Source organism: Niallia sp., from assembly GCF_031978665.1.
Classification (GTDB): Bacteria; Bacillota; Bacilli; order Bacillales; family Cytobacillaceae; genus Niallia.
This window is the reverse complement of record NZ_DALZDK010000013.1, coordinates 1-26,729: the sequence shown is the minus strand read 5'-3', so window position 1 is coordinate 26,729 and position 26,729 is coordinate 1. Positions and strand designations below refer to the sequence as shown.

23 protein-coding genes are annotated in these 26,729 nt (G+C 35.4%); 16 read left to right on the top strand and 7 right to left on the bottom strand.

Going from position 1 to position 26,729, the window contains the following annotated elements; genetic code table 11:
• A partial coding sequence (locus RTL21_RS08900) for a hypothetical protein (protein WP_312095409.1) occupies positions 1–346 on the bottom strand: 346 nt, incomplete at its 3' end.
• A 272-nt stretch (positions 347–618) separates the two neighbouring features.
• Between RTL21_RS08900 and RTL21_RS08895 the strand changes: the two genes are divergently transcribed.
• Together RTL21_RS08895 and RTL21_RS08890 are read left to right on the top strand one after the other, a co-directional pair.
• On the top strand, positions 619–1,950 hold the full coding sequence (locus tag RTL21_RS08895) for a GntT/GntP/DsdX family permease (RefSeq protein WP_312095407.1): 1,332 nt from the start codon (positions 619–621) through the stop codon (positions 1,948–1,950).
• A 228-nt stretch (positions 1,951–2,178) separates the two neighbouring features.
• Positions 2,179–3,228, top strand: a complete 1,050-nt coding sequence (locus RTL21_RS08890) for a C45 family autoproteolytic acyltransferase/hydrolase (RefSeq protein WP_312095405.1) — start codon at positions 2,179–2,181, stop codon at positions 3,226–3,228.
• A 99-nt stretch (positions 3,229–3,327) separates the two neighbouring features.
• Here RTL21_RS08890 and RTL21_RS08885 read toward each other — a convergent pair whose 3' ends face one another.
• Positions 3,328–4,173, bottom strand: coding sequence for a MurR/RpiR family transcriptional regulator (locus RTL21_RS08885; protein ID WP_312095404.1), 846 nt, complete (start codon positions 4,171–4,173; stop codon positions 3,328–3,330).
• A gap of 181 nt (positions 4,174–4,354) precedes the next feature.
• Between RTL21_RS08885 and gnd the strand changes: the two genes are divergently transcribed.
• On the top strand, positions 4,355–5,251 hold the full coding sequence (gnd, locus tag RTL21_RS08880; RefSeq protein ID WP_312095402.1) for a phosphogluconate dehydrogenase (NAD(+)-dependent, decarboxylating): 897 nt from the start codon (positions 4,355–4,357) through the stop codon (positions 5,249–5,251).
• Between the two features lie 189 nt (positions 5,252–5,440).
• On the opposite strand, the gene RTL21_RS08875 is transcribed toward gnd, so the two are convergent.
• Positions 5,441–5,998 (bottom strand): TetR/AcrR family transcriptional regulator, encoded by a 558-nt coding sequence (locus RTL21_RS08875; protein ID WP_312095400.1) that lies wholly within the window; start codon positions 5,996–5,998, stop codon positions 5,441–5,443.
• Between the two features lie 135 nt (positions 5,999–6,133).
• Between RTL21_RS08875 and RTL21_RS08870 the strand changes: the two genes are divergently transcribed.
• A complete protein-coding gene (locus RTL21_RS08870) occupies positions 6,134–6,886 on the top strand; it encodes an SDR family oxidoreductase (protein ID WP_312095398.1) in 753 nt (250 codons plus the stop codon).
• A 373-nt stretch (positions 6,887–7,259) separates the two neighbouring features.
• On the opposite strand, the gene gntK is transcribed toward RTL21_RS08870, so the two are convergent.
• Positions 7,260–8,804 carry a gluconokinase gene (gene gntK, locus RTL21_RS08865; protein WP_312095396.1) on the bottom strand — a complete coding sequence of 515 codons (1,545 nt, stop codon included), beginning with the start codon at positions 8,802–8,804 and terminating at the stop codon, positions 7,260–7,262.
• Between the two features lie 273 nt (positions 8,805–9,077).
• Here gntK and RTL21_RS08860 point away from each other — a divergent pair, with 273 nt between their 5' ends.
• Positions 9,078–9,329 (top strand): hypothetical protein, encoded by a 252-nt coding sequence (locus RTL21_RS08860; protein WP_312095394.1) that lies wholly within the window; start codon positions 9,078–9,080, stop codon positions 9,327–9,329.
• Positions 9,330–9,332: 3 nt separating this feature from the next.
• Here the strand turns inward: RTL21_RS08860 and RTL21_RS08855 are convergent, their stop codons facing one another.
• Positions 9,333–10,202, bottom strand: coding sequence for a helix-turn-helix domain-containing protein (locus tag RTL21_RS08855; protein ID WP_312095392.1), 870 nt, complete (start codon positions 10,200–10,202; stop codon positions 9,333–9,335).
• Between the two features lie 250 nt (positions 10,203–10,452).
• On the opposite strand from RTL21_RS08855, the gene RTL21_RS08850 reads away from it, so the two are divergent.
• Genes RTL21_RS08850 through galT form a run of 3 tightly spaced genes read left to right on the top strand, consistent with a single transcriptional unit; the run spans position 10,453 to position 14,222 of the window.
• A complete protein-coding gene (locus RTL21_RS08850) occupies positions 10,453–11,628 on the top strand; it encodes a galactokinase (protein WP_312095390.1) in 1,176 nt (391 codons plus the stop codon).
• Between the two features lie 29 nt (positions 11,629–11,657).
• Positions 11,658–12,650, top strand: coding sequence for a UDP-glucose 4-epimerase GalE (gene galE, locus RTL21_RS08845; protein ID WP_312095388.1), 993 nt, complete (start codon positions 11,658–11,660; stop codon positions 12,648–12,650).
• A gap of 33 nt (positions 12,651–12,683) precedes the next feature.
• Positions 12,684–14,222 carry a UDP-glucose--hexose-1-phosphate uridylyltransferase gene (galT, locus tag RTL21_RS08840; protein WP_312095386.1) on the top strand — a complete coding sequence of 513 codons (1,539 nt, stop codon included), beginning with the start codon at positions 12,684–12,686 and terminating at the stop codon, positions 14,220–14,222.
• A 194-nt stretch (positions 14,223–14,416) separates the two neighbouring features.
• Here the strand turns inward: galT and RTL21_RS08835 are convergent, their stop codons facing one another.
• The gene (locus tag RTL21_RS08835) at positions 14,417–15,964 is read right to left on the bottom strand and encodes a glycosyltransferase family 2 protein (RefSeq protein WP_312095384.1); all 1,548 of its coding nucleotides are present in this window, start codon (positions 15,962–15,964) and stop codon (positions 14,417–14,419) included.
• Positions 15,965–16,253: 289 nt separating this feature from the next.
• On the opposite strand from RTL21_RS08835, the gene RTL21_RS08830 reads away from it, so the two are divergent.
• The 8 genes from RTL21_RS08830 (at position 16,254) to RTL21_RS08795 (ending at position 24,685) form a co-directional block, all read left to right on the top strand.
• Complete coding sequence (locus tag RTL21_RS08830; RefSeq protein ID WP_312095382.1) at positions 16,254–17,234, top strand: LacI family DNA-binding transcriptional regulator; 981 nt, start codon at positions 16,254–16,256, stop codon at positions 17,232–17,234.
• 364 nt (positions 17,235–17,598) lie between these two features.
• A complete protein-coding gene (gene nagA / locus RTL21_RS08825; RefSeq protein ID WP_312095380.1) occupies positions 17,599–18,807 on the top strand; it encodes an N-acetylglucosamine-6-phosphate deacetylase in 1,209 nt (402 codons plus the stop codon).
• The gene (gene nagB / locus RTL21_RS08820; protein WP_312095378.1) at positions 18,804–19,556 is read left to right on the top strand and encodes a glucosamine-6-phosphate deaminase; all 753 of its coding nucleotides are present in this window, start codon (positions 18,804–18,806) and stop codon (positions 19,554–19,556) included. The genes nagA and nagB overlap by 4 nt, the downstream gene beginning before the upstream one ends.
• On the top strand, positions 19,553–20,278 hold the full coding sequence (locus RTL21_RS08815; RefSeq protein WP_312095376.1) for a GntR family transcriptional regulator: 726 nt from the start codon (positions 19,553–19,555) through the stop codon (positions 20,276–20,278). The genes nagB and RTL21_RS08815 overlap by 4 nt, the downstream gene beginning before the upstream one ends.
• Entirely contained in the window at positions 20,275–21,180 is a 906-nt protein-coding gene (gene murQ, locus RTL21_RS08810) for an N-acetylmuramic acid 6-phosphate etherase (protein ID WP_312095374.1), read from the top strand. Before RTL21_RS08815 ends, murQ begins: the two co-directional genes overlap by 4 nt.
• Before the next feature lie 121 nt (positions 21,181–21,301).
• Complete coding sequence (nagE, locus tag RTL21_RS08805; protein ID WP_312095372.1) at positions 21,302–22,753, top strand: N-acetylglucosamine-specific PTS transporter subunit IIBC; 1,452 nt, start codon at positions 21,302–21,304, stop codon at positions 22,751–22,753.
• Between the two features lie 217 nt (positions 22,754–22,970).
• Complete coding sequence (locus tag RTL21_RS08800; protein ID WP_312095370.1) at positions 22,971–23,744, top strand: LamB/YcsF family protein; 774 nt, start codon at positions 22,971–22,973, stop codon at positions 23,742–23,744.
• Positions 23,745–24,133: 389 nt separating this feature from the next.
• Positions 24,134–24,685: an RNA polymerase sigma factor gene (locus RTL21_RS08795; RefSeq protein WP_312095368.1), complete on the top strand. Its 552-nt coding sequence runs from the start codon at positions 24,134–24,136 to the stop codon at positions 24,683–24,685.
• Between the two features lie 79 nt (positions 24,686–24,764).
• Here the strand turns inward: RTL21_RS08795 and RTL21_RS08790 are convergent, their stop codons facing one another.
• Positions 24,765–26,258, bottom strand: coding sequence for a peptide MFS transporter (locus tag RTL21_RS08790; protein ID WP_312095366.1), 1,494 nt, complete (start codon positions 26,256–26,258; stop codon positions 24,765–24,767).
• Between the last annotated feature and the right edge of the window lie 471 nt (positions 26,259–26,729).

Here is a 26,729-nt window from a genome sequence, read left to right as displayed (position 1 = left end):
AGGAAATATGTAAGGAAGTTTCCTGTGTTTTTGGAACATTAGCTTGTTGTATATGCTGATCATATTCGGTAATTTTATTTGTAATATACTGCTTCAATGTGGACGATATCGTCTCATCTGGAAGGATAGGGTAACTCGTCCAGTATCCCCCGTGCTTTTCATCTTTTACATATGAATTAATTTCAATCATTTTGTAATTTTTATCATATAATATTTTCACCTCTGGCTTTTTTGCTGGAGGAACTGCTGCTTTCTTTTTTTCACTTCCAAAAATTTTGAATCCAAATAATAAAAGGCTGAAGCAAAAAACGAATATAAAAAGATGTTTCCATTTTAGGCTGTTCATGCTGATTTAGCTCCTTGTTTGTTATCTAAAAAGGTGAGTCTCCCTAATATAGACGTAATGGAAGGTAGATTAGTTTTAGAATGAAACAAATTTTTTGAAAAAATCCCTATCTTGAAAGGTGAAAATAAGAAATAGTAGAAAACTCTATTTTTCTCAAATTTTACGAATAAAAAATTTTCTTTAAATATTAGTTGAAAAAAGAAAAATTTTTTCGTATAATAAAAACAATAAATGAAAACACTTTCAGAAGTAAGAGAAAAGGTGGTACAAATATGGATGCCTATTTATTAATTATTGCATTACTTTCAATTGTTATTGTTATTTTAGGAGTTTCCTTATTAAAATGGCATGCTTTTATAAGTTTAACAGTTGCAAGTTTATTTTTAGCAATTTTTTCAGGATTATCTTTTGATAAGATTGTAAGCGCTTATGAAACTGGTGTAGGTGGCACATTAGGTCACTTAGTTGGAATATTAGCATTAGGAACGATTTTGGGGAAAATGCTTTCAGAATCTGGAGCTGGATTACGAATTGCTAACTTTTTTGTAAACGTTTTTGGAGAAAAGAAATTGCCTTGGGCGATGTTCTTCTCTGGATTTATAATTGGAATTCCCGTATTTTTTGAGGTTGGTATTTTAATATTATTGCCGCTTGTTATCTCTATTCAAAAAGCGACAAAGAAAAATATTTTATTGATTGCACTACCTGGTATTGCTGGCTTATCGATTGTACATGGACTTGTTCCGCCACATCCTGGAGCAATTGCTGCAATCGGAATTTTTGATGCTAATTTAGGAACAGTTTTATTATATTCATTGATTATTGCGTTACCTGCTGGAATCATTGGAGGACCATTATTTGCGAAGTGGGTTAATAAGCGTGTCTTTCCTAAAGGAGAATCGACTCTTATTACAGCAGAACCATTAGCAGAAGATAAATTGCCAAGTACAGGAGTGTCTTTCCTTTCTATCTTACTGCCTGTAATCTTAATGATTATTGGAACCGCTGCACCTTACTTAACGATCTTCTCAGAAGGCTTAAGAAACGTGCTTTCCTTTCTTGGCAGTCCGTTATTAGCTTTATTGATTGCTGTCTTTTTTGCCTATTATTTCCTAGGCATTCGTCAAGGAATGAATAAAGAAAGTATTAAAAAGTTCACAGAAGATTGTTTCTTACCTGTAGGCTCTATTTTATTAATAATTGGAGCAGGTGGTGCATTTAAACAAGTATTGATTGATAGTGGTGTTGGAACGACGATTGGTGCCATGTCAGAAAGTTTATCATTATCTCCACTAGTATTAGCTTTTCTAATTGCTGGTTTAATTCGAATAGCTACAGGTTCCGCTACAGTGGCATTAACGACAGCAGCAGGAATCGTTTCGCCAATTATAGCTGGAATGTCTGGAGTGAATGTGGAGCTATTAGTGCTTGCAACAGGTGCAGGTTCCTTAATGTTCTCCCATGTAAATGATGCTGGATTCTGGATGGTAAAAGAATACTTAGGATTAACAGTAGAAGAAACCTTTAAAACATGGACTGTATTAGAAACTGTCCTATCCTTTGTTGCATTTGCTGGAGTATTAATTTTAGATCTATTTGTTTAATCGATAATCCTATAGAGGAGGTAAGAAAGGATAATTTCCTTTCTTACCTCCTTTTTGTCTAGTATAAAGTTAATAGGAGCGGTTAGCCTAGACTCCTGCGGGAAGTGAGGGACTATAGGTAGCGCTGAGCTCCAAAAAAATTTACCAAAAGCAATTTACTTGTCATTAGTTAAAAATATAGTATAGTAAGAACTCTTCATATCGAAGTTTTTTAAAAGGGGAAATGTTATGAAACAAGTATATAGTGATTTCATTCAGTTTCGCGGAAATCATTATGATTTTGGATATATGCAAGGACAATTATTAAAGGATTCTCCCATTCTGCCTAATCGGATAAAACACTGGACATCAAAGCGGAAACGGTATTTTACGATAAATGAAAAAGAATCCATTCAACTGCTTAATAAGTTTATTCCTGGTATGCTAGCAGAAATTAATGGATTAGCCGATGCTCTTCAATGGAAGATGGAGGATGCTTTAAGAGAATTTGGCGGCCATTACGTCGAATATGGAAGAAGTGGTTGTTCTATCCTAGCAGGCACGCGTTATTTAATTAGAAACTATGATAGCCATCCAGGTTCTTATGAAGGACGCTATCTGATCTATCAGCCAACAGACACTGGTTATGCAGTTATCGGTCCATCTATGCAAATAACTGGAAGAATAGATGGCATGAATGAGAAGGGTTTAGCAATGGGCTATAACTTTATTAATCGAGTTGGTTCTGGAGATGGTTTTATTTGTAATATGATTGGTCGAATAATCTTAGAGACATGTGCAAATGTAGAGGAAGCAATTGAGTTACTAAAAGAAATACCTCATCGAACTTCCTTTAGCTATGTGTTATTAGATCCGAGTGGAGAAGCATTCGTTGTTGAAGCAACACCAAGGTCGGTCATTGCCAGAAAATCGAATATAAGTACTAATCATTTTGAAATTTTAAAGGAAGAAAACCGTTATCAAATGGATGATTCGATACGAAGAAAGCAGAAAATAGAAGGACAACAAGGCAGTCATTCAAATGTGTATGAAGCTTTTCGAATTTTAAATGATGAGGATAAAGAGGTATTTTCCAATAAGTATAATGCTTGGTCTGGAACACTACACACAGCAGCATATCTCCCTAATGAAAGGAAAGCATGGTTTGCAATTGGAAGTGATCGGATGCCTGTCATCATTGATTTGGATTCATTTTTGAAGGGAGAAAAAATGAACATAAAAAGAATTAAAGGACAGCTTGATTATGATTTTCCATTTATAAATATGGAGATATTATAATAGTGTGTATATGTAAAGGGAGTTAATTACGGTATCAACCATAACTAACTCCCTTTTTTGCTTTGTTGAAACAAAGGAGTAGAGAATTTTGTTCGTTTCTTATATTCTTGTATCAGATATAGCATTTCTAATTCTTTCTAATGACTGATTTGCAACACTTTTATTTAAAATCATCACATTGACATACAATGCATCTATTAAACTAAGCTGACCAATTCTAGAAGACAAAGCTTCCGAACGGTATTCTGTTTCCTCGGAGCTTGTGAATAGAGCTACATCTGAGTTCTGACCAATTGGTGATTTCGGATATCCAGTGATGCCAATGGTTTTGGCACCATTGCTTTTTGCTGTTTTCATTATATTAATAGTATCTTTATTAGTACCAGAGTGTGAAATAATGACAGCGACATCATTTTCTGAAAGCTGAGAGGAAGACATTAGCTGAAAATGAGAGTCAACGAATGAAAACGCTTTAATTCCGGTTCGGACAAATTTATGAAAAGCATCCATTGCAATAACGGCTGAACCACCTGTACCATAGAACTCAACCCGTTTTGCATGTAAAAGCAATTCAACTGCTTTTTGAATGGAATGCCCATTTAATATTTCCAATGTATTCTCTAGCGTTCGTACATTCGATTTAAACACTTTTTCAGTGACAGTTTTAACACTATCATTTTCGTTAATTTCCTCATGTATTTGCTGAATGGGTTCAATTACTTCTGAAGCTAAGGCTATTTTCATCGCTTGATAGCCTTTAAACCCAATTCTTTTACAGAAACGAAAAACAGTTGCGTCCGCAACGCCTAAATCTTCTGCTAATTCATTGATTGTTGAATGAATGATTTTTTCTGGATTTTCAAGAATATAATCAGCGATTTTTTTTTCTTTTTCACTCAGTCTAGCGTAATAGGAACGAATTTTCCCAAGACAATTTTGCGCCATCGACTTCTATCCTTTCCAAATTAATATAGTGGTAGTATAACACAATTAGTCTCTTGAAAAAATTTTTCTTACAATTAGTATTTATTTCGAAAAATATTTGTAAAAGGGGTATTATTTTCGAAATAAATTTCGTATAATAAAACATATAGAGAAAAAATTTTTCAAAAGGAGAGAATAACGTATGAACATTGGTCTTATTGGTTTAGGAAAAATGGGATATAACTTGGCTTTAAATATGGTGGATCATAATTATAGTGTAACAGCTTTTGATATAAATGAAAGCGCTGTAAAGGAAATTTCTTATAAAAATGTAACAGGAGTAAATACAATTGAGGAATTAGTAAGAAATTTACCTGCTCCAAGAGTAATTTGGCTAATGGTTCCTGCTGGAGAAGTAACGGAAAATGTTTTACGAGAAGTAAAGAAGTATGTGGAAGCAGGAGATATTATTATTGATGGTGGTAATTCTCACTATAAGGACTCAAAAAGAAGAGGACTAGATTTAGAAGAGCTTGGGGTTTTCTATTTGGATGTTGGCACAAGTGGCGGTGTAGATGGCGCTCGCAATGGTGCGTGTATGATGGTCGGTGGCAATAAAGAAATCTTTGATAAGGTGGAAGTGCTATTTAAAGATTTATGTGTGGAAAATGGATATACGTATGGTGGCGAATCTGGCAGCGGTCATTTTCTGAAGATGGTTCATAATGGAATTGAATATGGCATGATGCAATCTATTGCAGAAGGTTTTGAACTACTGGAAAAAAGTGAGTATGATTTTGATAACGAAGGTGTGGCAAAAGTATGGAATAACGGCTCGGTTATTCGTTCTTGGTTAATGGAATTAACGCAAAATGCATTTTCTAAGGATCCAAAGCTTGAAGGAATTAAAGGGGTAATGCATTCTTCTGGTGAAGGAAAATGGACACTGGAAACAGCATTAGACTTACAAACTGCTATGCCAGTTACAGCATTATCGTTAATGATGCGCTATCGTTCTTTAGAAGAAGATACATTTTCAGGTAAAGTTGTTGCGTCATTACGAAATGAGTTTGGCGGTCATAGTGTAGAATCAAAATAAAACGAAGATCCTTTAGCAGATATATGTGCTGAAGGATTTTTTTTAGAAAAAATGCTTGTCTAGTTGTTGAAGTATTTCCTTGTATCTCTAAGGTGTGGAAATAAATATCTTGTAAAAGTCAAGCTAGCAAGTTCTCAACCGAAAATATGCTAGCCTGTTCAATCTAGTTATTCCAACACTCTAAAACCTCTAGTTATATCCTACACTTATTCCAGCTTCGACTAAATTCCAGACAGCTTCGAATTCCCTTTTAAAGTCAATTTGTGACCAATTTTCTGCAAAGGAAGGAGCTGAAAAGTAGGCAAACGCTATGAAAAGAGCTGTTAGTGTACTCTCATCCTCCAATCTACTTGCTTCTTTTAAGCTGCTAATCAAATCTGTCATGTGACGGGTTAAGACTGATGGATTTCCATCTATATATGTCGTATATAACTTAAACATTTCTGGCTCGCGATGATACGATTGATATTTTGATTCACTTAAAATCCACAGCCAATCATGGATGATTTCCTTTGTAGACGAATAATTTGTAGTGTCAAAAGGAAATAGTTTTATTAGTTCATTATCAAGCCATGAAAGGGCAAGCGCTGTCCATAATTCTTCCTTTCCTGTAAAATATTTGTAAATTGCTGCATGACTTGTTCCTAGTTCTTTGCCTACCTTTGATAGATTAACTTTTTCCATCCCTTGTTCAGCTACCATACGTTGAGCAGTTTCTAATATGAGTTCTTTACTTAAATTTTTCATGTATTAATTATACAACATAATTTAGTAAGGTAAAATTGAATCAACGGTTACAAAAGTTGACTTTTGTAACTTGTTGAGGTAAAGTGAATTCGAAGTTACAAAAAAATAAAAATGTAACCGCGAGAGGGGAATATCATGAATATTATAAATAATACCATAATTATTACTGGCGGGACTTCAGGAATAGGTCTTGCTTTCGCTAAAGAATTTTTAAAACGTGGGAATAAAGTGATTGTTATTGGTCGTAATCAAAAAGCAATCGATAAGGTAATGAAAGATCATAAAGGACTAATTGGTTTGCAGGGGGACGTTTCCAGTGTTGATTCAGTTCGCAAAATGGCAATATTCATTAAGGAAAACTATCCCGAAGCTAATGTTTTATTCCATTCAGCCGGAATTATGCGTGCTTTTAAATTATTAGACGAAAAAATGGAGCTTGAACAGGTGACAGCTGAAATTGCAACAAATCTTAATGGAACAATGTGGATGACCAAAGCTTTGCTACCACAACTTTGTGAGCAAAAGGAAGCGATGATTGTTACTGTTAGTTCTGGTCTATCATATGTAACTTCACCTATTCATCCTGTGTATTCTGCAACGAAAGCAGGGGTTCATATGTATACCGATGCACTTCGTATTCAATTAAATAAGTCAGACAAAAATATTCATGTGATGGAGCTGGTACCACCCCTTGTTGCGGAAACAAATCTCGAACCAGGTGTAAAAGAAGGAGACAAATTTCCCAATATGACTTTAGATACACTTGTTAAACATGGCATCAAAGGTATGGAAAAGAACAAGAAACGTGTAGTTCCGGGCCTTTCAAAATTCCTGCGCTTTGGAGGGAAATTCTTTCCTGACATACTGGCACGCTCAATGGCGAGATAGGAGAAATGAGATACACACCTCAGTACCTGCGTTTAGTTCAAAATAATAATACCTAATACAGCCATTATAAATAACTCCAAAGGAAAAATATTATTTATGGTTTTATCAATTGTTTATTTGCTTACAAAACAGTAGCTTGTGTCAGCTTTCTGTAATAAATGAACTAGATTAAGGATAATTTTGTAAAGAAATAACGATTACTTTAGTTGAAAAAGATGAATAGAAAATTGAAAAACGCTTGGACTTCCAAGCGTTTTTGTACGTCATTTAGTGTGCTAAAGATGTTGTTTTTTGATAGTAGATTAAAGGATGTAATTTATCATTTTCTTCACGTTATCTGAACTATATACTAGCTACATATCACTTATTATTTTTATTTCACCCATTTATTTTGAAAAGATGCTATTGCATCATATTCTTGCTCTAAAACTCGAGAAATGCGAATATAAATAGCTGTTAAATCCTGATAGATATCAACATTTTCTTGAATTGGCTGATGGGCGTGTGTGCTTCCAACTAATTGTTTCATAATCGAAAAGTCACTAATTTCCCCTAATGCGTACATCCCTAAAACAATGGCACCTAGACAAGAGCTTTCGAAGCTTTCAGGAACTACTACTTCTTGATCAAAGATATCTGCCATCATTTGTCTCCAAAGCTCGGAGCGTGCGAAGCCCCCAGTTGCTTGAATTTGCTTTGGTGCTCCAATAACTTCTTGAAGGGCAAGCATAACCGTATAAAGATTTAAGATAACACCTTCTAAGACTGCTCTTACCATATGTTCTTTTTTATGGTGTAAACCGAGTCCAAAAAAGGATCCTCTTGCATTGGCATTCCATAAAGGTGCCCTTTCTCCAGCAAGATACGGATGGAATAATAAACCATCAGCACCAGGAGTAACTCGGGAAGCAATCTTTGTTAACACTTCATAAGGGTCAATTCCTAGTCTTTTTGCCGTTTCCACTTCCGAAGAGGCCAATTCATCACGTACCCAACGGAAAGTCATTCCACCATTATTTACAGGGCCACCAACTACCCAATGATCTTCTGTTAAGCAATAGCAAAAGATTCTTCCTTTAGGATCTGTTACTGGTTTATCAGTTACAGTACGAATCGCACCGCTTGTACCGATTGTCACTGCAACAACGCCTGGGTCAATAGCATTTACTCCAAGGTTAGAAAGAACACCATCACTTGCGCCAACAACAAATGGAGTTTCTGCAGGTATTTCAAGCACCGTTGCGTATTTTTGCTTTAGCCCAGTTAAATAATGGGTAGTAGGAACAGGCTTTGCTAACTGTTCAGGCTTTACACCAGCTACCTCTAATGCTTCTGTATCCCAATTTAACTGTTCTAGATTAAACATTCCAGTTGCAGAAGCAATGGAATAATCGATAACAAACTCGTTAAATAATCGATAGAAAATATATTCTTTTATGCCAATAAATTTAGTCGCCTTTGTGAAAATTTCTGGTTGATCATTTTTGAGCCAAGTCAATTTAGCTAAAGGGGACATAGGATGAATTGGCGTACCTGTTCTACGATATATTTCTAAGCCATTATGCTCTTCCTTGATTTTTTTTGCCCATGAGGAAGCGCGGCTATCTGCCCAAGTAATGCAGCGTGTTAAAGGCTTTCCATTTTCATCTAATGCAATGACACTATGCATCGCAGAGCTAAAGGATACTAATTTTAGATTTTTCGCATCCACTTTGGCTTTTTTTATAGCAGTCTTCATTGTCTCTAATACAGCCTGAAAAATTTGCTCTGGATCCTGCTCTGCAATTGCCGGTGCTGGGCTATGTAATGGATATTCTACATGATGCATACTTAATACTTTGCCAGCTTCAGCAAATAAGACAGATTTAGTACTTGTTGTACCGATGTCGACGCCTAAATAGAGGGATGTTGAACTCATTATAAAAAACTCCTTTATATGGAAAGTATAAAAAATATTTCATAAAAAATATTTTGTTGAGAAAAAAATTTCTTTATATATATTTTAAAGGATATATATTAATTTTGAAACTGTTTCCATGAATTATTTTAAAATAATCTTCTATCATTTATAGGCTAGTCGAATTTGATTGCTACATATATTGATTAGTTGTAAATTTTTGCCCTTATTATAGTAAAAATCAAGCAAAAATATGCTAAGATTAAACCATCTTATGCGTAAGGAGTTTTTTGAATGAATAACGATATTGAAACGATGTATGAGGCTATTTATAATCAAATACTCCATTATCAAAACCAACTGGAAGCAATTTATAGTCAAAATTCAGATACACTCCAAGAAGAGGAGCAAGAACAGCTTAATCGAATGTCCATTGCTCTGCAAGCTTCAAAAGATATTCTGGAAAATATGCTGACACCAGGGAAGAAGCTGAACTTTATTTATGAAAAAGGGATGTTCAGCTTGGAAATGTTTGATGAAAAATAAGAATTAGAGAAGAATATCCTCGCTTGGACGAATATTCTTCTTCCTAAATTCTCCAGGTGTCATGCCAGTAGATTTTCGAAATACCTTCGTAAAATAGTTTGCATTTGCAAAACCGACCTGAATGGAGATATCCTCAATGGAATATTTGGTTTGATATAATAGCTCTGCTCCTTTTACTATCCGGATATTCGTTAAATATTGGATAGGTGTAATGCCAAGCACTTTTTTGAATAAACGGGTGAAATGGAAGCGGGAAAGTGTAGCTGCCTCAGCCATATCATCAGGGCCAATTGGTTTATTATAGTGATTTTGCGCAAATAATGTTGCATTTAATATACTTTCAGGCAGTTGAATTTCTCCCATGTTTTTCTTGTATTGATACACTTCCATAATAAATGAATAAGCGAGACTAGACGCTTGGTAAGCATTATTTATATTTTTTTCATTTGCTAGCTGATAAATGTGAAGAAGTTGCTGTATTGGTCTAGAGTCAGAAGCTAATTGTATGATGGCCTGATTATTTTCGGTAAAGGAATGCCAACATTTTTTCACTGTTTCGCCATATAGAGTAATGAAAATGAATTCCCATTGCTCACTATTTTGTGGGAGGTAATATCTATACTCCTCTGAAATATCAATTAAAAACGCTTTTCCAGCTGTCAGTTTATGAGCCTTTCCTTCCATTTCAATGGATCCCATTCCAGAAATAGTATATTGAAAAACATACATACTTTCCTCTTTGCGCTTTTTCCCCTTCCAATTATAAAGATGGGAGGTTTGATTTTCCCATCCAATCGACCAAATTTGGGCGACCTCTTTTGTAATTTTTTCCGTAAATCGATAAGCAAATACATTATTATCTTTTTTAGGCAATGAGAAAGCCCCTTTCTTAGTGAAGGTAATATAGGTAGATACTTGCCTGTAAATATCGATAGGGGAAATGGATTAATATTTGAATTTCATGAGAAATACAAGTATTGAATAGCAAAATATTACCCTTTCTCCTTTCTTATTTTACCATTGAGAGGGAAAGGTTTGAAGCATAAAATGAAAATGTAAACGGTTATATAAAATGTTGGCAACGAAAGAAAAAGTAATTATTCACATAAAAGGAGAGATAAAAATGACAAGTAATTTACTTGCAACTTTTACAAATATTTTTAACGAAGGTGAAACAAAAATACGTACTTTTTTCGCACCAGGACGTGTGAATTTAATAGGAGAGCACACAGATTATAATGGAGGGCATGTTTTTCCTTGTGCTTTATCAATTGGAACAACAGCAATAGTTCGAAAAAGAACAGATAGAATGATTCAATTCTATTCCACAAATTTTACGAATTTAGGTGTCATAAAGGTTTCTTTAGATGATCTTGTCTATGAGCAAGCAGATGATTGGGCAAATTACCCAAAAGGTGTGATTGTGACGCTTGAACAACATGGATATAAATTAGATTCTGGATTTGATGTTTTGTACGCTGGGGAAATTCCAAACGGTGCAGGTTTATCTTCCTCCGCATCCATTGAAGTAGTGACTGCTATTATGCTAAATGAGCTATATTCCTTGGCAATTGACAGAGTCTCTTTAGTGAAAATGTGTCAGCAGGCAGAAAACGAATTTATTGGCGTAAGCTGTGGCATCATGGATCAATTTGCGATTGGAATGGGAAAAGAGAAGCATGCTATTTTACTAGATTGCGATACGCTAGATTATACCTATAGTCCACTTGATTTAGATGAGGCATCGTTAATTATTGCAAATACAAATAAGCGCAGAGGTCTTGCTGATTCTAAATATAATGAGAGACGAGGAGAATGTGAAAGAGCACTAAAAGACTTGCAGGAAGAATTAGATATTCGTTCACTTGGAGAATTAACTCCCGCTGAATTTGATGTGAATGCTCATTTAATTAAGCAAGGTGTTGATAGAAAAAGAGCGAAACATGCTGTATATGAAAATGCCAGAACAATAGAGGCAGTAAATAAACTTGAAGATGGCGATATTGCGGGATTTGGACAATTGATGAACGCGTCTCATATTTCCTTGAGAGACGATTATGAAGTTACCGGAAAAGAACTGGATGCTTTGGTGGAGGCAGCTTGGGAACAAGAGGGCGTCATTGGTTCTCGCATGACAGGTGCAGGCTTTGGAGGTTGTACAATCAGCATTGTTGCCAATGAATATATTGAATCTTTTATCGAAAAAGTAGGAGCACAATACAGAGAGCAGACAGGATTACAGGCAGACTTCTATGTTGTTCAAGTTGGAGACGGGGCAAAAGAAATCGTTGAAGGCTAAAAATTAGTTCATTAAAGGAGGAATAAGAAATGACAATTTTAGTATGTGGTGGTGCTGGTTATATCGGGAGTCATATGGTATCTGAACTATTAGATCGAGGGGAAGAGGTCGTTGTTGTAGATAATCTTCAAACTGGGCATAAAGCAGCCGTATTAGAAGATGCAACTCTTTATATTGGTGATTTACGAGACGAACTTTTTTTAGACGATGTCTTTAAGAAACATTCGATTGATGCGGTAGTCCATTTTGCTGCTGACTCTTTAGTAGGAGAAAGTGTAAACAATCCATTGAAGTACTATGACAATAATGTTTATGGTGCTATGTCGCTATTAAAGGTCATGCAAGCAAACAACGTGAAAAAAATTGTTTTCTCATCGACTGCAGCAACCTACGGAGAAGCAGAAAATTTTCCGATACAGGAAAACGATCCTACTATTCCAACAAATCCATATGGAGAAACAAAGCTGGCGATTGAAAAAATGTTAAAATGGTCTGAAGCAGCATATGGAATTCATTATGTGGCTCTTCGATACTTTAATGTTGCAGGGGCACATATGGACGGAAAAATAGGTGAAGATCATTATCCGGAGACACATCTTATACCAATCATTTTGCAGGTGGCATTAGGGAGCAGAGAGGCCATTAGCATCTTTGGAGAGGATTATGATACCCATGACGGAACATGTATAAGAGATTATATCCATGTTACCGATTTGGCTAATGCCCATATTCTTGCCTTGGAAAAATTACGAAAAGAAGAATCAAGTGGGATATACAATTTAGGAAGCGGAACAGGATTTACAGTGAAAGAAGTAATCGAGGCGGCAAGAAAGGTAACAGGACATCCTATTCCAACGGTAGTTGCCCCAAGAAGAGCGGGGGACCCTGCAAGATTAGTAGCCTCGTCAGAAAAAGCGAAAGAAGAATTAGGATGGAATCCAAAATATACTTCTTTAGAAGAAATGATCGGAAGTGCTTGGAGATGGTTCCAAGAAAATCCGGAAGGCTATAAAGATAGATAGTGGAAATGACTAAGAAGAAAGGAGCAATGTTAGATGACAACAACTATTTATCATCATGTAGAACAATTGCTTCATTATGGACTTAAATCAAACTTAATAACAAGTTGGGATATAGATGTGGTTCGAAATAAATTACTCGAAATTTTAGAATTGGATGATTTTATCCTATCGGAAAAGAGTGAAGTAGCGGATCCGAATTTGCGCAGCATATTAGATAGTATACTAGATTGGGCAGCGGAAAATGATCGCTTATCAGAGAATACGATTACCTACCGAGATTTATTGGATACAAAATTAATGGGTTGCTTTGTGCCATTGCCATCCGAAATAAATAATAGATTCGAAACGCTTTATAAAGAAAGAGGAGCAAAGGAAGCGACGAGTTGGTTCTATGATTTTTCGAAAAAAGTAGATTACATTCGAACCGATCGAATTGCCAAAAATGAAGAATGGCTGGCACAAACAAGTTACGGGGAACTAGAAATTACTATTAATTTGTCAAAACCAGAAAAAGATCCGAAAGAAATCGCTGCTGCGAAAAAATTAAAGCAAGGCTCTTATCCAAAATGCTTGCTATGCAAAGAAAATGCTGGTTATGCGGGAAGAGTCAATCATCCTGCTAGGCAAAATCATCGTATCCTCCCAGTAACATTAGAGGGAGAACAATGGTTCCTGCAGTTTTCGCCATATGTTTATTATAATGAGCATGCTATTTGCTTTTCCGAGCAGCATATACCAATGACTATTTCCAATAGGACATTCGCAAGATTACTAGACTTTGTCAAACAATACCCTCATTATTTTATTGGTTCCAATGCAGACCTTCCAATTGTAGGGGGTTCTATTCTTACGCATGAGCATTTTCAAGGAGGATTTCATGAATTTCCGATGGCAAAGGCTGAAATAGAAACAGCGTTTACCATGGATCGTTTTCCTTCTATACATGCAGGGATTGTCAAGTGGCCAATGTCTGTTCTGCGGTTACAAGGAACAGATATTCAAGAATTAGTGGAGGCATCTGATTATATTTTAAATGAGTGGATTGATTATAGTGATGAAAGGGTAGACATTGTTGCTTACACAGATGGTACTCGCCATAATACAATTACGCCGATTGCCAGAATGAACAACGGATTGTATGAAATCGATTTAGTGTTGCGCAATAACCGTACTAGTGGGGAGCACCCATTCGGAATATTCCATCCACATGAAGAAGTCCATGCGATTAAACACGAGAATATCGGTCTCATTGAAGTGATGGGCTTAGCAGTCTTGCCTGGACGTTTAAAAGAAGAAATGAGCTTGCTTGCAGAGAATATAGTAAAAGCTAATTTTGAAACAAGCATCAAGGAAGAGTCTGCTATTATAAAACATTTGGACTGGGCAAAAACAGTAAAAGAGAAAAACCCGCAAATGACGAAAGAAAATGTTCACTCTATTTTACAAAAAGAAATAGGAATTGTTTTTGAAACCATATTACATCACGCCGGTGTTTTTAAAAGGGATGACGAAGGAACAATGGCCTTTTTTCGATTTATAAATACCTTGCAAAAAAATATAAAGGAAAAATAATAGAGAAACCCCTTTCTTACTAAAGTGGTTACTGGAAAAGTGTAGAATAAAGATTTGGGGAATTAAAAACGAATAATATATTTGGTTTTCCGAGGTGACCGCTCGACACATGGAAAGCGAGAGGTCGCCATGGAAAACAATTTGTCACTTAATTAACATTTATTTCGAACATAATATATTTTTAATCTAATCTATCAAAGAACCTTTAACGCCAAATGATTATGAATCGTTTTGTAAAAATGATGCTTATCTGTTTGGCGCTTTTTTAACCGAAGCTTTGGATTCGGAATATGCAATTGAACTTTATGGTAATCTCGATAGGATAAATAAATCGTGTATACTGATTTCCCAAACGGAGCAAAGAATTCTTCCGGTATCATGATTCTTTTTAAAGACCCATCATATCGTTCAATCGGAAAGAAAAATTGGTTATGCATATTGTTTCGATCCCGGAAAAGCATATGTTCAATGTCTTGCGGAAAATCCCCTGCTATACTAATATCGAACCGGAAGAAACCATTACCGTATTCACAATTTACTAATTCTCCATACATGGGAACTTTAATATAGTTATACGGTTGGCTTAGAGGAGAGACCCAGTAAGCAGTACCATCTTTTACAATATGTTTTTTGCTTTTTTCTTGATTCATCCACTTAAATAATGTTTCGATATCCTTATAGCGTTTTTGCAAGAATAATTGATAACAAACCTTATTATAAGGATGATAAAAATGGTCACTGATCTCATAATCCAAGGAAGTAGTCGTCCGTAACATTTTTTTCATGGTTGATATATATGCTTTTCTTTTTAAAAATTCATCCATTTTTTCTTTATAGGTTTGGGCATTCTCACTTCTTAGCGTATGATAACGATTCATAAAACCATTAAAGCAATCAAATTCATAAAGTCGATTAAAGAGCATTCGCTTTAAGTCTGCATCCATTTCTTTCTCTTTGAAGTAGTGAATGACTTTTCGATTACAACGCATTTTATTTAAAGCGTTCGTTTGTTTAGTCAGAGACTCGTTATTTTCATCTAAACGATTTAAATAATAGACAATAGATTCTGTTGTAGAGATTTTTTGGCAATTAGTCAGCACTTCCATGAAAAATTGCTTATCCTCTGCAAATTTCATCTCTGGGAACTGAATTTGATTTTTTTTAATAATGCTAGATTTCATTAATCTTGCTCTAGGCCCTAAATGATGAAAAATATGGGGGATACTTGTCGGATGAATACTTCTTCTTTCTTTCCATGATTCATGTTCTGCTACAATTGCACTTTTATTGGAAGTAACTCTAATCGTTTTTCCAACTACATAATCATCGTCGGTTTCATTTAGTACACTATAAAGTTTTTCTAAGCCAGTTTTTTCAAACCAATCATCGGCATCTAAAAAAGTTAAATAGGGAGCAGATGAAAGTTCGATTCCTAAATTTCTAGGATAGGCTGGGGTACCAGTATTTTTCGCAAGAAGGGCGACTTTAATATTAGGATGTTTGGTAACAAACGTTTTTAAAATAGAACGAGTCTGATCTTTAGAGCCATCATCGACGATTATATATTCAATTTGTGGCATAATGGATTGCTGTAAAACGGATTCAATCGTATGCTTGATTGTTTTTTCACTATTATATACGGGTGTGATGACCGAAATAAGGGGCTGATTTAAATAGTTTTCACTTTGATATAAATCATAGCTATATTTAGTATTTTTTTGAAGAGCTGATATACTTTTCATTATTTTCCCTACCTTCATAATTAACGCTAAAAGAAGAATCCTAATAGCAATCATTATGAATCAACAAGCGGGAACGTATACTTCCACGATTATAAAAAAAATAGTTAATACGATAGTAAAATTATCCTGTATAATAAAAGTAGCAAGCGACAAGTGGAAAAGCAGCTATAAAGTGAATAAAGTACGATGAAATGAAAGGGCTTTCTATTTTGGCTGATGAGTGGAATATAGGATTGGAAGCTTTTTAACCATTATGTTTTGCAAGTGCAATTAATAAGGAGGTTTATTGGTGACAACAATTGGTGATATTGCTAGACTTGCAGGCGTAGCGAAAAGTACGGTTTCTCGTTATTTAAATGATGGTTCTGTGAGTGAAGCAACAAAACGAAAAATACAACATATTATTAAAGAAACAGGCTATACACCCAATGCATTTGCCCAAAGCTTAAAGGCAAAGAAAACAAATATCATTGGGACAATTGTTCCTAGACTAGATTCGTATGCTTCTTCGAGAACATTAATTGGAATTGATGAAGAGTTAAAGACAATGAATTATCAAATGTTAATTTCTCATTCAAATCTAGATATAGAACGAGAAATAGAAAATATTCATTCTTTAGTAAGACAGAAGGTTGCAGGAATTATTTTATTACCAACAGAAATAACGGAACGCCACTTAGCAATTATAAAAGATGTAGGGATTCCTGTGTTAATTGTAGGGCAGCAGCATAAGGAGATTCATTCTTTAATTCATAATGATTACGAAGCAGCCTATGAAGTCGGGAAATATGTGATGTCGCAAGGACATAAAAAAATTGCCTTCCTAGGAGTAAAGGAAAAAAATATTGCAGTCGGAATGGAACGGAGAGAAGGCTTTAAAAAAAGTATGGAGGATGTAGCAGGTATAGATGTAAGATTTTTTGAAACAGATATGCATACAGGAGGATCTTATTCCATTGTTCCTGAAATAATCGATACATTTCGACCTAGTATCTTTGTTTGTGCAACAGACAATCTTGCAATGGAAACAATGAAAGCGGTTTATTTAAAAGGGATTTCTATCCCGGATGATCTTTCCATTACTGGTTTCGGAGGATATGAAATGACGGAAATGATTCATCCGGGTTTAACAACTGCCAAGTTTTTTTATAAAGATGCTGGCAGCCTTGCAGCCAGAAAGATGCTTAGTCTGATAAGAGGAGAAGACACTTCGATGAAAACAGTATCTGGATTTGAAATCATTTATAGGGAAAGTGTAAGAAAAATTTAGAGCAGACTATAATTATTTGTTATAAGAAAGAATGGAAAGAAATTTTAACTATTGATACCAGCTGAAGTTGGCAAAGTTATGCTTTGGCTGCTATCATTTTATAATTAATAAATAAAATAAAAATAGTAATGGGACATAAGAAGGTTGACGCGCGAAAAGGAAATAATCTATAATCTTATATGAAAGCGATTACTAAAAATTTATAACGAAGAAAAGAAAAAAAGTTTGTTAAATTTCCTGACAAGTTTAGAGATTTATAGGCATACTTTTAGTAGTATATATAATAGTGAATATGTACGAACTAACTGGTATAGACATCTAGATATATAGTTGATAAACAATTTTAAAAGGGGTTAATGAAATCATGGTTACTGATGAACTACAGGAATTAGTATTAAAAAATTTATGTATTTACACAGAAACAGAGGTTACTCCAAAAGGATATGTAGTAGTGAAGGGAGGAAAAATAGATGCGATTGGTTTAATGGATTCCTTTCAGGAAAAAGACTGGATAAATGCACGCATAATAGATTTCCCTAAGGGTATGAATTTGATTCCAGGATTCATTGATATTCATATCCATGGGGCAAATAATGCAGATGCGATGGATGGGACACTAAATGCCTTAGAAGTCATGGCTAATACATTACCAAAGGAAGGAACAACAAGCTTTTTAGCAACGACAATGACTCAAGATGAAGAAAGTATCGAAAAGTCGCTTTCAACTATTGCTCAGTATATGGAAACTGTTGATCAAACGGGAAAAGCGGAAATAATCGGAATTCATTTAGAAGGTCCGTTTATCTCAGAAAAAAGAGTTGGGGCTCAACCGATTCAATCGGTTAAAAAGCCAGATGTAGCGCTTTTTAAAAAATGGAAAAGCTTATCTAACAATCAAATAAAAATTGTTACAATGGCACCTGAGGAAGATGGCAATTTTGAACTTGTCCGCTATTTAAAAGCTGAAAATATTGTTCCATCCATGGGGCACTCAGATGCTGTTTATGATCAAGTGCTAAAAAGCATTCAAGCAGGAGTCAATCATGTCACACATCTCTTTAATGGTATGAGAGGCTTTCATCATCGCGATCCGGGAGTTGCTGGTGGTGCGTTGCTTCATTCTGAGCTAATGGCAGAAATGATTGTAGATGGCGTTCATATTCATCCAGAAATCGTAAAACTTGCCTTTTTACAAAAAGGTGTTGATCATATCATTCTAATTACGGACAGCATGCGTGCAAAATGGCTTGAGGATGGCATTTCATCACTAGGCGGTCAAAAAGTAATTGTTAAGGATGGTAAGGCATTATTGGAAAATGGTTCTCTTGCGGGAAGTACATTAAAAATGAATGATGCCATAAATAATATGATGAATTTTACAGGATGCACTTTGCAGGATATAGTACAGATGGCTTCTTACAATCCGGCTAAGCAAATAGGGATTTTAGATAAAAAAGGCAGTATTGCTAAAGGAAAAGATGCAGATTTAGTGGTGTTAGATGAAAATAATCAAGTTATGCTAACAATTTGTAATGGACAAATCGTATATTCGAATGGAGGAGTAACAGCATGAAACTAATTGAAGTACAAAACTATGAAGAAATGAGTAAAGTAGCAGCAAAAACAATAATCGAGCAAGTTCACACTAAGCCAAATAGTGTATTAGGACTAGCAACTGGTGGGACACCGATAGGGACATATCAGCATTTAATTAAGGATTTTACCCAAAATAATACTTCCTTTGAAAAGGCTATTTCGGTCAATTTAGATGAATACATTGGATTAGAAAAGGACAATCCGCAAAGCTATAACTACTATATGAAAGAGCAATTATTTAACCATATTAATATCCCAGAAAATCAAACCTATTTGCCATTCGCTAAAAGTATTGACGATGAAGAGGCAGGTAGAAATTATGAAAAACTGATTGAATCATTAGGTGGAATAGATATGCAAATTTTAGGGATCGGAGAAAACGGGCATATCGGTTTTAATGAACCAGGTACTTCTTTTTCTTCTACGACAGGCATTGTCAAACTGACTGATTCTACGAGAGAAGCAAATGCTCGATACTTTACTAAGATGGAAGATGTTCCAACACATGCCATCTCTATGGGGATATCCACTATCATGAAGAGCCGAAAAATCGTCTTACTTGTTTCTGGGGTGAAAAAAGCGCCTGTACTAAACGAGTTATTTCAAGCAGCAGTAAAGGAGGATCTGCCTGCATCCATTTTAAAAGAACATCCAGATGTGACGATTATAGCTGATCAAGAAGCATTATCCATTTTGAAAGAAAATAAAGGGAGTGTGTATAGTTGATCATAAAAGATTCGCATATTCCTATTTACTATCAATTAGAGATGGAAATCAAAGATATCATTAAAGTATTAAAACCAGGGGATCCCATTAGCTCAGAACGGGAATTTTCTGAAAAATACGGTATCAGTAGGATGACAGTTCGCCAAGCCATTAATAATTTAGTGGCAGAGGGCGTACTTGTTCGCCAAAGAGGTAAGGGAACCTTTGTTGCTGCTCCTAAAGTAGAGCAAGAACTTTCTGGACTAACTAGTTTCTCGGAAGACATGCGTTCAAGAGGATTAACACCGAAAACGAAAATTCTAGATTTTAAGACGATTCCGTGTCCAAGGGGTATTGCCTCTAAACTAAAGATAGAGGAGGGAGATACGGTGTATGAGTTTAGCCGGTTGCGAATAGCAGATGATATTCCAATGGCGCTTGAAACCTCGTATCTTCCGACTACATTGATTAAAGGTCTACAAGAAGAGACTTTACATGGCTCTATTTATGAATATGTTGAACAATCTTTATATTTAAAGATTAGTCATGCTACACAAACAATAGAGTCGACTTTATCTCAAAAAAGTGAAAGTGTGTCTCTTGGGATAAAAGAAGGAGCACCAGTATTACTGATGGAACGATATAGTTATTTGGAGAATGGGAATCCTTTTGAATATGTTAAATCGATTTATCGAGCAGATCGTTATAAATTTGTTATTGATATGAAGAGGTCACAATCATGAAGAAGCATAGAACGACAGAAAATAGTAATGAAAATAGCCAATTATTAGATGAATGGAGTTCAATGGAAATTGTCCAGTTTATGAATCAGGAAGACGCAGGAGTTGCAAATGCAGTCAAAGAAGCATTGACAACAATAGCATTAGCGGTTGATGGAATTGTGGATCGATGGAAACAGGGCGGGAGAATTTTTGTGATTGGAGCAGGTACTAGCGGAAGATTAGGAGTAGTGGATGCTGTCGAGCTTGGTCCTACTTTTTCCATTGAGCAGGATCGATGGACTGGAATCCTTGCAGGTGGTTATGATGCTATGTGGACTTCTTTGGAAGAGACAGAAGATGATGAACAACTTATACAATCAACATTGGATAACCATGCTTTTTCAGCGAAAGATGTGTTAATTGGTGTAACAGCTAGTGGATCCACTCCGTTCGTGCTTGCAGCCATTCATTATGGGAAGGAAAAAAATGGACTGACAATAGGTATAAGCAATAATGAAAATACAATGCTCTCCTCTATTTGTGACTATGGAATTGAGGCGATAACAGGTCCAGAAGTTATTAGAGGCTCTACGCGGTTAAAAGCAGGAACTGCTCAAAAAATGGTATTGAATATGTTATCAACTGCAGCTATGGTGAGACTAGGGAAGGTCTACCGTAATGAAATGGTAGATATGAAGTTAATTAATAATAAGCTCGTACATCGGGCTATACAAACATTAATGAATGCTACAGGTCTTAGTGAGACAGAAGCCGCACATACACTAAAAGAGAATAATGATAATTTGAAAGTATCGATTTTCCGCGTGTTAACAGGTGGAACAATGGAAGAATCGCTTCATTATCTTGAGATGGCAGAAGGTCATATTAAGAAGGCTATTCAATTTTATTTTCAAAAAAACTAGGTGGATTTCTATAAGTTATTAAAGGAGGGATGCCAAAAAAGTCATGGTACATAGAGGTCTCTTATTAAAGCAGTAGAGGATGGCATTATTTTAACTTATTTTTATTATAGGGGGAAGTTAAATGAAATCGTACTTACAAAAGCTAGGGCGTGCATTGATGCTGCCAGTTGCTGTTTTACCAGCAGCAGCTTTATTAATGGGGATTGGTTATGCAATCGATCCAAGTGGATGGGGAGCAGGGAGCCCAATTGCATCTTTTCTAATTAAAGCAGGTTCGTCGATATTAGATAATATCGCAATCTTATTCGCAGTAGGGGTTGCATTAGGCTTATCAAAGGATAAAGACGGCGCTTCTGCAATGAGTGGCTTAGTTGCATACTTAGTTGTCAAAACATTATTATCCCCTGCATCTGTTGCAATGCTACAAGGGATTAATGTGGAGGATGTAAACTTAGCATTTTCTAAAATTGAGAATGCATTTATCGGAATTTTAGCAGGTGCTGTCGCGGCAGCACTATACAATCGCTTTAGCAAGACACAACTTCCGCCAGCATTTGCTTTCTTTAGTGGTAAAAGACTTGTACCAATTCTTAGTGCTGTTTCGATGCTTATCATTTCTGTTATCTTATTATTTGTTTGGCCAGTTATTTTTACAGGACTTGTTACCTTTGGGGAATCAATCAGTAAAATCGGAGCAGTTGGCGCAGGAATTTATGGCTTCTTTAACCGTTTACTTATTCCAACTGGTTTACATCATGCTTTAAACGCTGTATTCTGGTTTGATATTGCAGGGATAAATGATATTAATAATTTCTGGTCCAGCAATGGAGAAAAAGGAATAACTGGTATGTATCAGGCAGGATTCTTCCCGGTGATGATGTTTGGCCTTCCGGCAGCAGCTCTTGCCATGTATCATACAGCTAAAACAAAACGAAAAAAACAAGTAGCTTCCTTAATGCTTGCAGCAGGTATTGCTGCCTTTGTAACGGGTGTTACGGAACCAATTGAATTTGCGTTTATGTTTGCAGCGCCAGCACTTTATGTTGTTCATGCTTTCTTAACAGGTATTTCTCTATTTATTGCAGCAAGCTTTCATTGGACAGCAGGCTTTGGATTTAGTGGAGGATTAATCGATTTCGTTTTAAGTTCCCAATTGCCATTAGCTAATAAGCCGTATATGTTAATTGTCCAAGGGTTAGTATTTGCTGTTATCTACTATACCTTATTCCGTTTCCTTATTACTAAATTTAATTTTAAAACACCTGGAAGAGAAGATGAGGAGATTATTGATGAATCACTAGATCAAGTTGCAGTGACGACTGATAACAAATTTGCTGTAATGGCTTCTGAAATTTATGCAGGTCTTGGCGGCGACAGTAATGTTACATCTGTCGATAATTGTGTGACGCGTTTGCGAATTGAAGTGAAGGATATGGATGTAGTGGATCAACAAAAAATTAAAGCAACCGGTGTTCCTGGGATTAATATTATTGGAAAAACAAGTATTCAAGTAATTGTCGGAACACAAGTTCAATTTGTTGCAGATGAGATTGAAAAGATTAGAAAGAATTAAAAGATAGGCATATTTGAAAAAAATCAAAATCATTATGTAATAAAAATGCGGTAGTCCTCTATATTGGGACCACCGCATTTTTATATTTTAAGAAAGTAGAAAGGTTAGCAGGTTAAAAATACTTTTATCTAGAATGAGGATAGATAGGTAGGAGAACTAGGTGCTCATAGAAAAATATTTTTTTCAAAATAGATTTGTTTAATTGGAGGGAGTCTAAATGTCTATTGATATAAATTGTGATTTAGGTGAAAGCTATGGCGCTTATCGAATCGGTAATGATGAAGCGATTATCCCATTTGTAACAAGTGTTAATATTGCCTGTGGTTTTCATGCTGGCGATCCAACAACGATGAGAAAAACGGTGAGTCTTGCTCTTGAGAATAACGTAGCGATTGGAGCACATCCAGGTTTTCATGATGTGTTGGGCTTTGGAAGAAGAGAAATAAACATATCGGCCAGTGAAGTTTTTGATCTCGTCGTTTATCAAATAGGAGCATTAGAAGCTTTTGTGAAGGCGGAAGGTGGAACAGTCCAGCATGTAAAGCCACATGGTGCATTATATAATATGGCAACAAAAGATAGTCAATTAGCAGATGCAATCGCTAAAGCTGTTTATAAGGTGAATCCTGAGTATATCCTTTTTGGTCTAGCAAGCAGTGAGATGATCAGAGCAGGTAAAAGGTATGGTCTACAAACCGCTAACGAGGTATTTGCAGATCGAACATATCAGTCAGATGGAAGCTTAACGCCACGTATACAGGAACAGGCTCTTATCCATGACGCAGATCAGGCAGCTAAACAGATACTACAAATGGTGAAGGAGAAAACAGTTGTCTCTGTACAAGGAGAAGAGGTATCTATTCAAGCAGATACGATATGCATTCATGGGGATTCTAATAATGGCTTATCGATCGTAAAAAAAGTTACCTCTATTCTGCTTCAATCTAATATAAACATACAAAATTTTCTATCGACAAAACAGGCAAAGTAATAATGCTTAAAGTCTTTTAGAGTCGAGAATATAGGAGTTCTCCCAACGAAATAATTAGCAGAATCAATATTCCTATAAAGCAGTTGAAAAGAAATAGAAAAACAACAGAATTTCAAAGAAAAAAATGGGACTTTTATTACATTAAGATGTATAATATATTTCATTAATGTTACAAATAGGTAGTTGAAAACTACTTTTGTCATAAATTTAATGGATAAACACTATTGCGATAGTAATAACTTAAAGAAGAACTTGAATAGAGAGGATAAAAATCAAACTCTGTTATTTGAATTTTTCTTATAAAAAATACTTCTCATTAATTTAGTAATAAGGGTTTTTTGATTGCTATCTGTCCATTATTTCACTGGTTTTCGTTGGGAGTGGGGGAATTGGGTTCGATTGAAGAGCTCTTTAGACAATATAATCAAGAATTAATACATTTTCTAATATATTTAGGGGTAAAAAAGGAGGAAGCAGAAGATTTAGTTCAGGAAGTTTTTATTAGAGTTCTTAAAACAAAGTGTCTCTTTAAAGGAGAGAGCAGTGAAAGAACCTGGATATATACCATTGCAAAAAATTTAGCTATTGATCATTTTCGAAAGCAAAAAAGTTCCTATTCCTTTGATAGTGAAATTCCTATCCATATAAAAGATGAACAGGCACTTCCTGAAGAAATAGCACTTCAAAAAGAACAGCTTGTTTGGATTAATCATTTACTTAAGTGCTGTACGTCAGATCAAAAAAAGGTTATCTATTATAGATATTTGAAAGAAATGTCTATTGTAGAAACAGCACTCAATTTAGGTTGGTCTGAAAGTAAGGTGAAGACAACACAGCACCGGGCCTTAAAGTTACTTAAAAGAAGTCTAGTAAGTTCCAGAAAGATGGATGGAATTTTAAGAGAGGCACAAAAAGTAGGTAATGAAGAGATGAAGACATAAATAAGCTTTCCGAGTTTATTATGAATGGAAATATAGGATTAAAAAAAAGTGGAGGATGCCCCCCCACTTGTCTTCCTATTTATTTTATGCCCTTCATCTTGCTTTGAATCATTGGTGAAATCAAGAAAAGGATAATACTCAAAAGAATAGCGATTCCACCTAAAATACCAAAGTATGCAACTTCTGATATTTTTGTAAATAACGGTGCGATTTGTGCATTTAGTGCTTGAGCAGCTGCACTTGATAAAAACCATAGGCTCATTGTTTGAGCTGAGAAGGCTGCCGGCGCAAGCTTAGTTGTTGCAGATAATCCTACTGGAGATATACATAGCTCCCCAACAACTACTAGGAAATAGCTTAATACTAACCATAATGGACTTACTAGTGTACTTTCTCCACTAATATAAGCAGGTAGCATCATAATGATAAACGATAAACCAGCAAATAATAAAGCAATTGAAAACTTCTTAGAAACTGAAGGCTGACGGTTCCCAAGCTTCACCCAAATCCATGCAAATACTGGTGCAAAAATAATGATGAACAATGGATTGATGGATTGGAAAATCGTCGGTGAAAGACTTAAACCAGCAAATTCTAATTGTGTTCGCTTATCAGCATAAGTAGCTAGAATAGTGGAACCTTGTTCTTGAATGGCCCAAAACATAACTGCTGCTAAGAACAATGGAATATAAGCAATCAATCTAGAACGCTCATCACGAGTTGTTTTTGGACTGCGGTACATAATAGTGAAATAAATAGCTGGAATTAAGAAACCAAGAATACCGATAACCGTGATAAATGAATCAAATGTTAACCAACCTAAAGAAATAGTAAAAGCTAGAACGATGGCAAGGACAACTATACCAATACCAATAGAAGAATATACTTTTTTCTTTTCATCTTTTGACAAAGGATTCGGAACAGTTGTACCAGCAAGTCCTAGATTTTTCTTCTTTGTCATCATGAATACAATTAATCCTAGTAACATACCAACTGCTGCAAGTCCGAAACCAAGATGGAAGCTATAATTCATTCCAATCTCTCCGACGATAATTGGTGCTAGGAAACCACCAAGGTTAATCCCCATGTAGAAAATACTAAAACCAGCATCGCGGCGCTCGTCTTCTGGACTATACATTTCACCAACAATGCTTGATACGTTCGGTTTTAATAACCCTGTACCGATAACAATTAAGACCATCGAAATAAAGAACATTGTAATACTGCCTGGGACTGCTAAAACAATATGACCAAGCATGATGAAAATACCACCATAGAAAACAGCCATAGACGTTCCAAAAATTCTATCTGCAAACCATCCGCCGATGATACCGGACATATAGACAAGGGAACCGTAAATAGAAACAATGGCAATCGCCGTTCCTTCTGGGATACCTAATCCACCTTTAGTTACTTCATAGTACATATAATAAACTAGGATGGCTCTCATTCCATAATAGGAAAACCTCTCCCAAAACTCTGTGAAGAAAAGTGTGAATAAACCTTTAGGGTGCCCAAAGAAACCTTTTTGGGGAACACTGTCCACAATTTTCTGTTTATTTAATTCTGACATCATGAAACCTCCTCTATTATTTTAATATAATACTGAAAAGATGATAGATTTGTCAAAAAAATTTTTATGGAGCATGGAATAGAAGAAAATATATGGATTTTTTTGTTTAAAGTCTTAATAGTATTTATTTTTCGAAAATAATTATTATTTCTAATATAATAATTTTTAGTGTTTGAAGGGATATTTAGTGGTTGTGTTTGGGACTGTGGAAATTATTGTAATAGCACTATCTAATGGAATAGGGGTATGATAAAAGAGGGTAAGACAAAACTAAATAGCCAATCTGTAAAGACGAACAATCTCTAATTTAGCTCTTAAATAAAGTAATCTATGTTTTTAAATATAGTCAAGTCTAAAAACGAATTCGTTCCATTGCGCTACAAACACTCGATGCGTCGGGGAGGAAGCTGAGCATCCTGCGCTGCGGGGTCTAAAGCGTCCTCTATTTCCCGCAGGAGTCGAGTGTCTTCC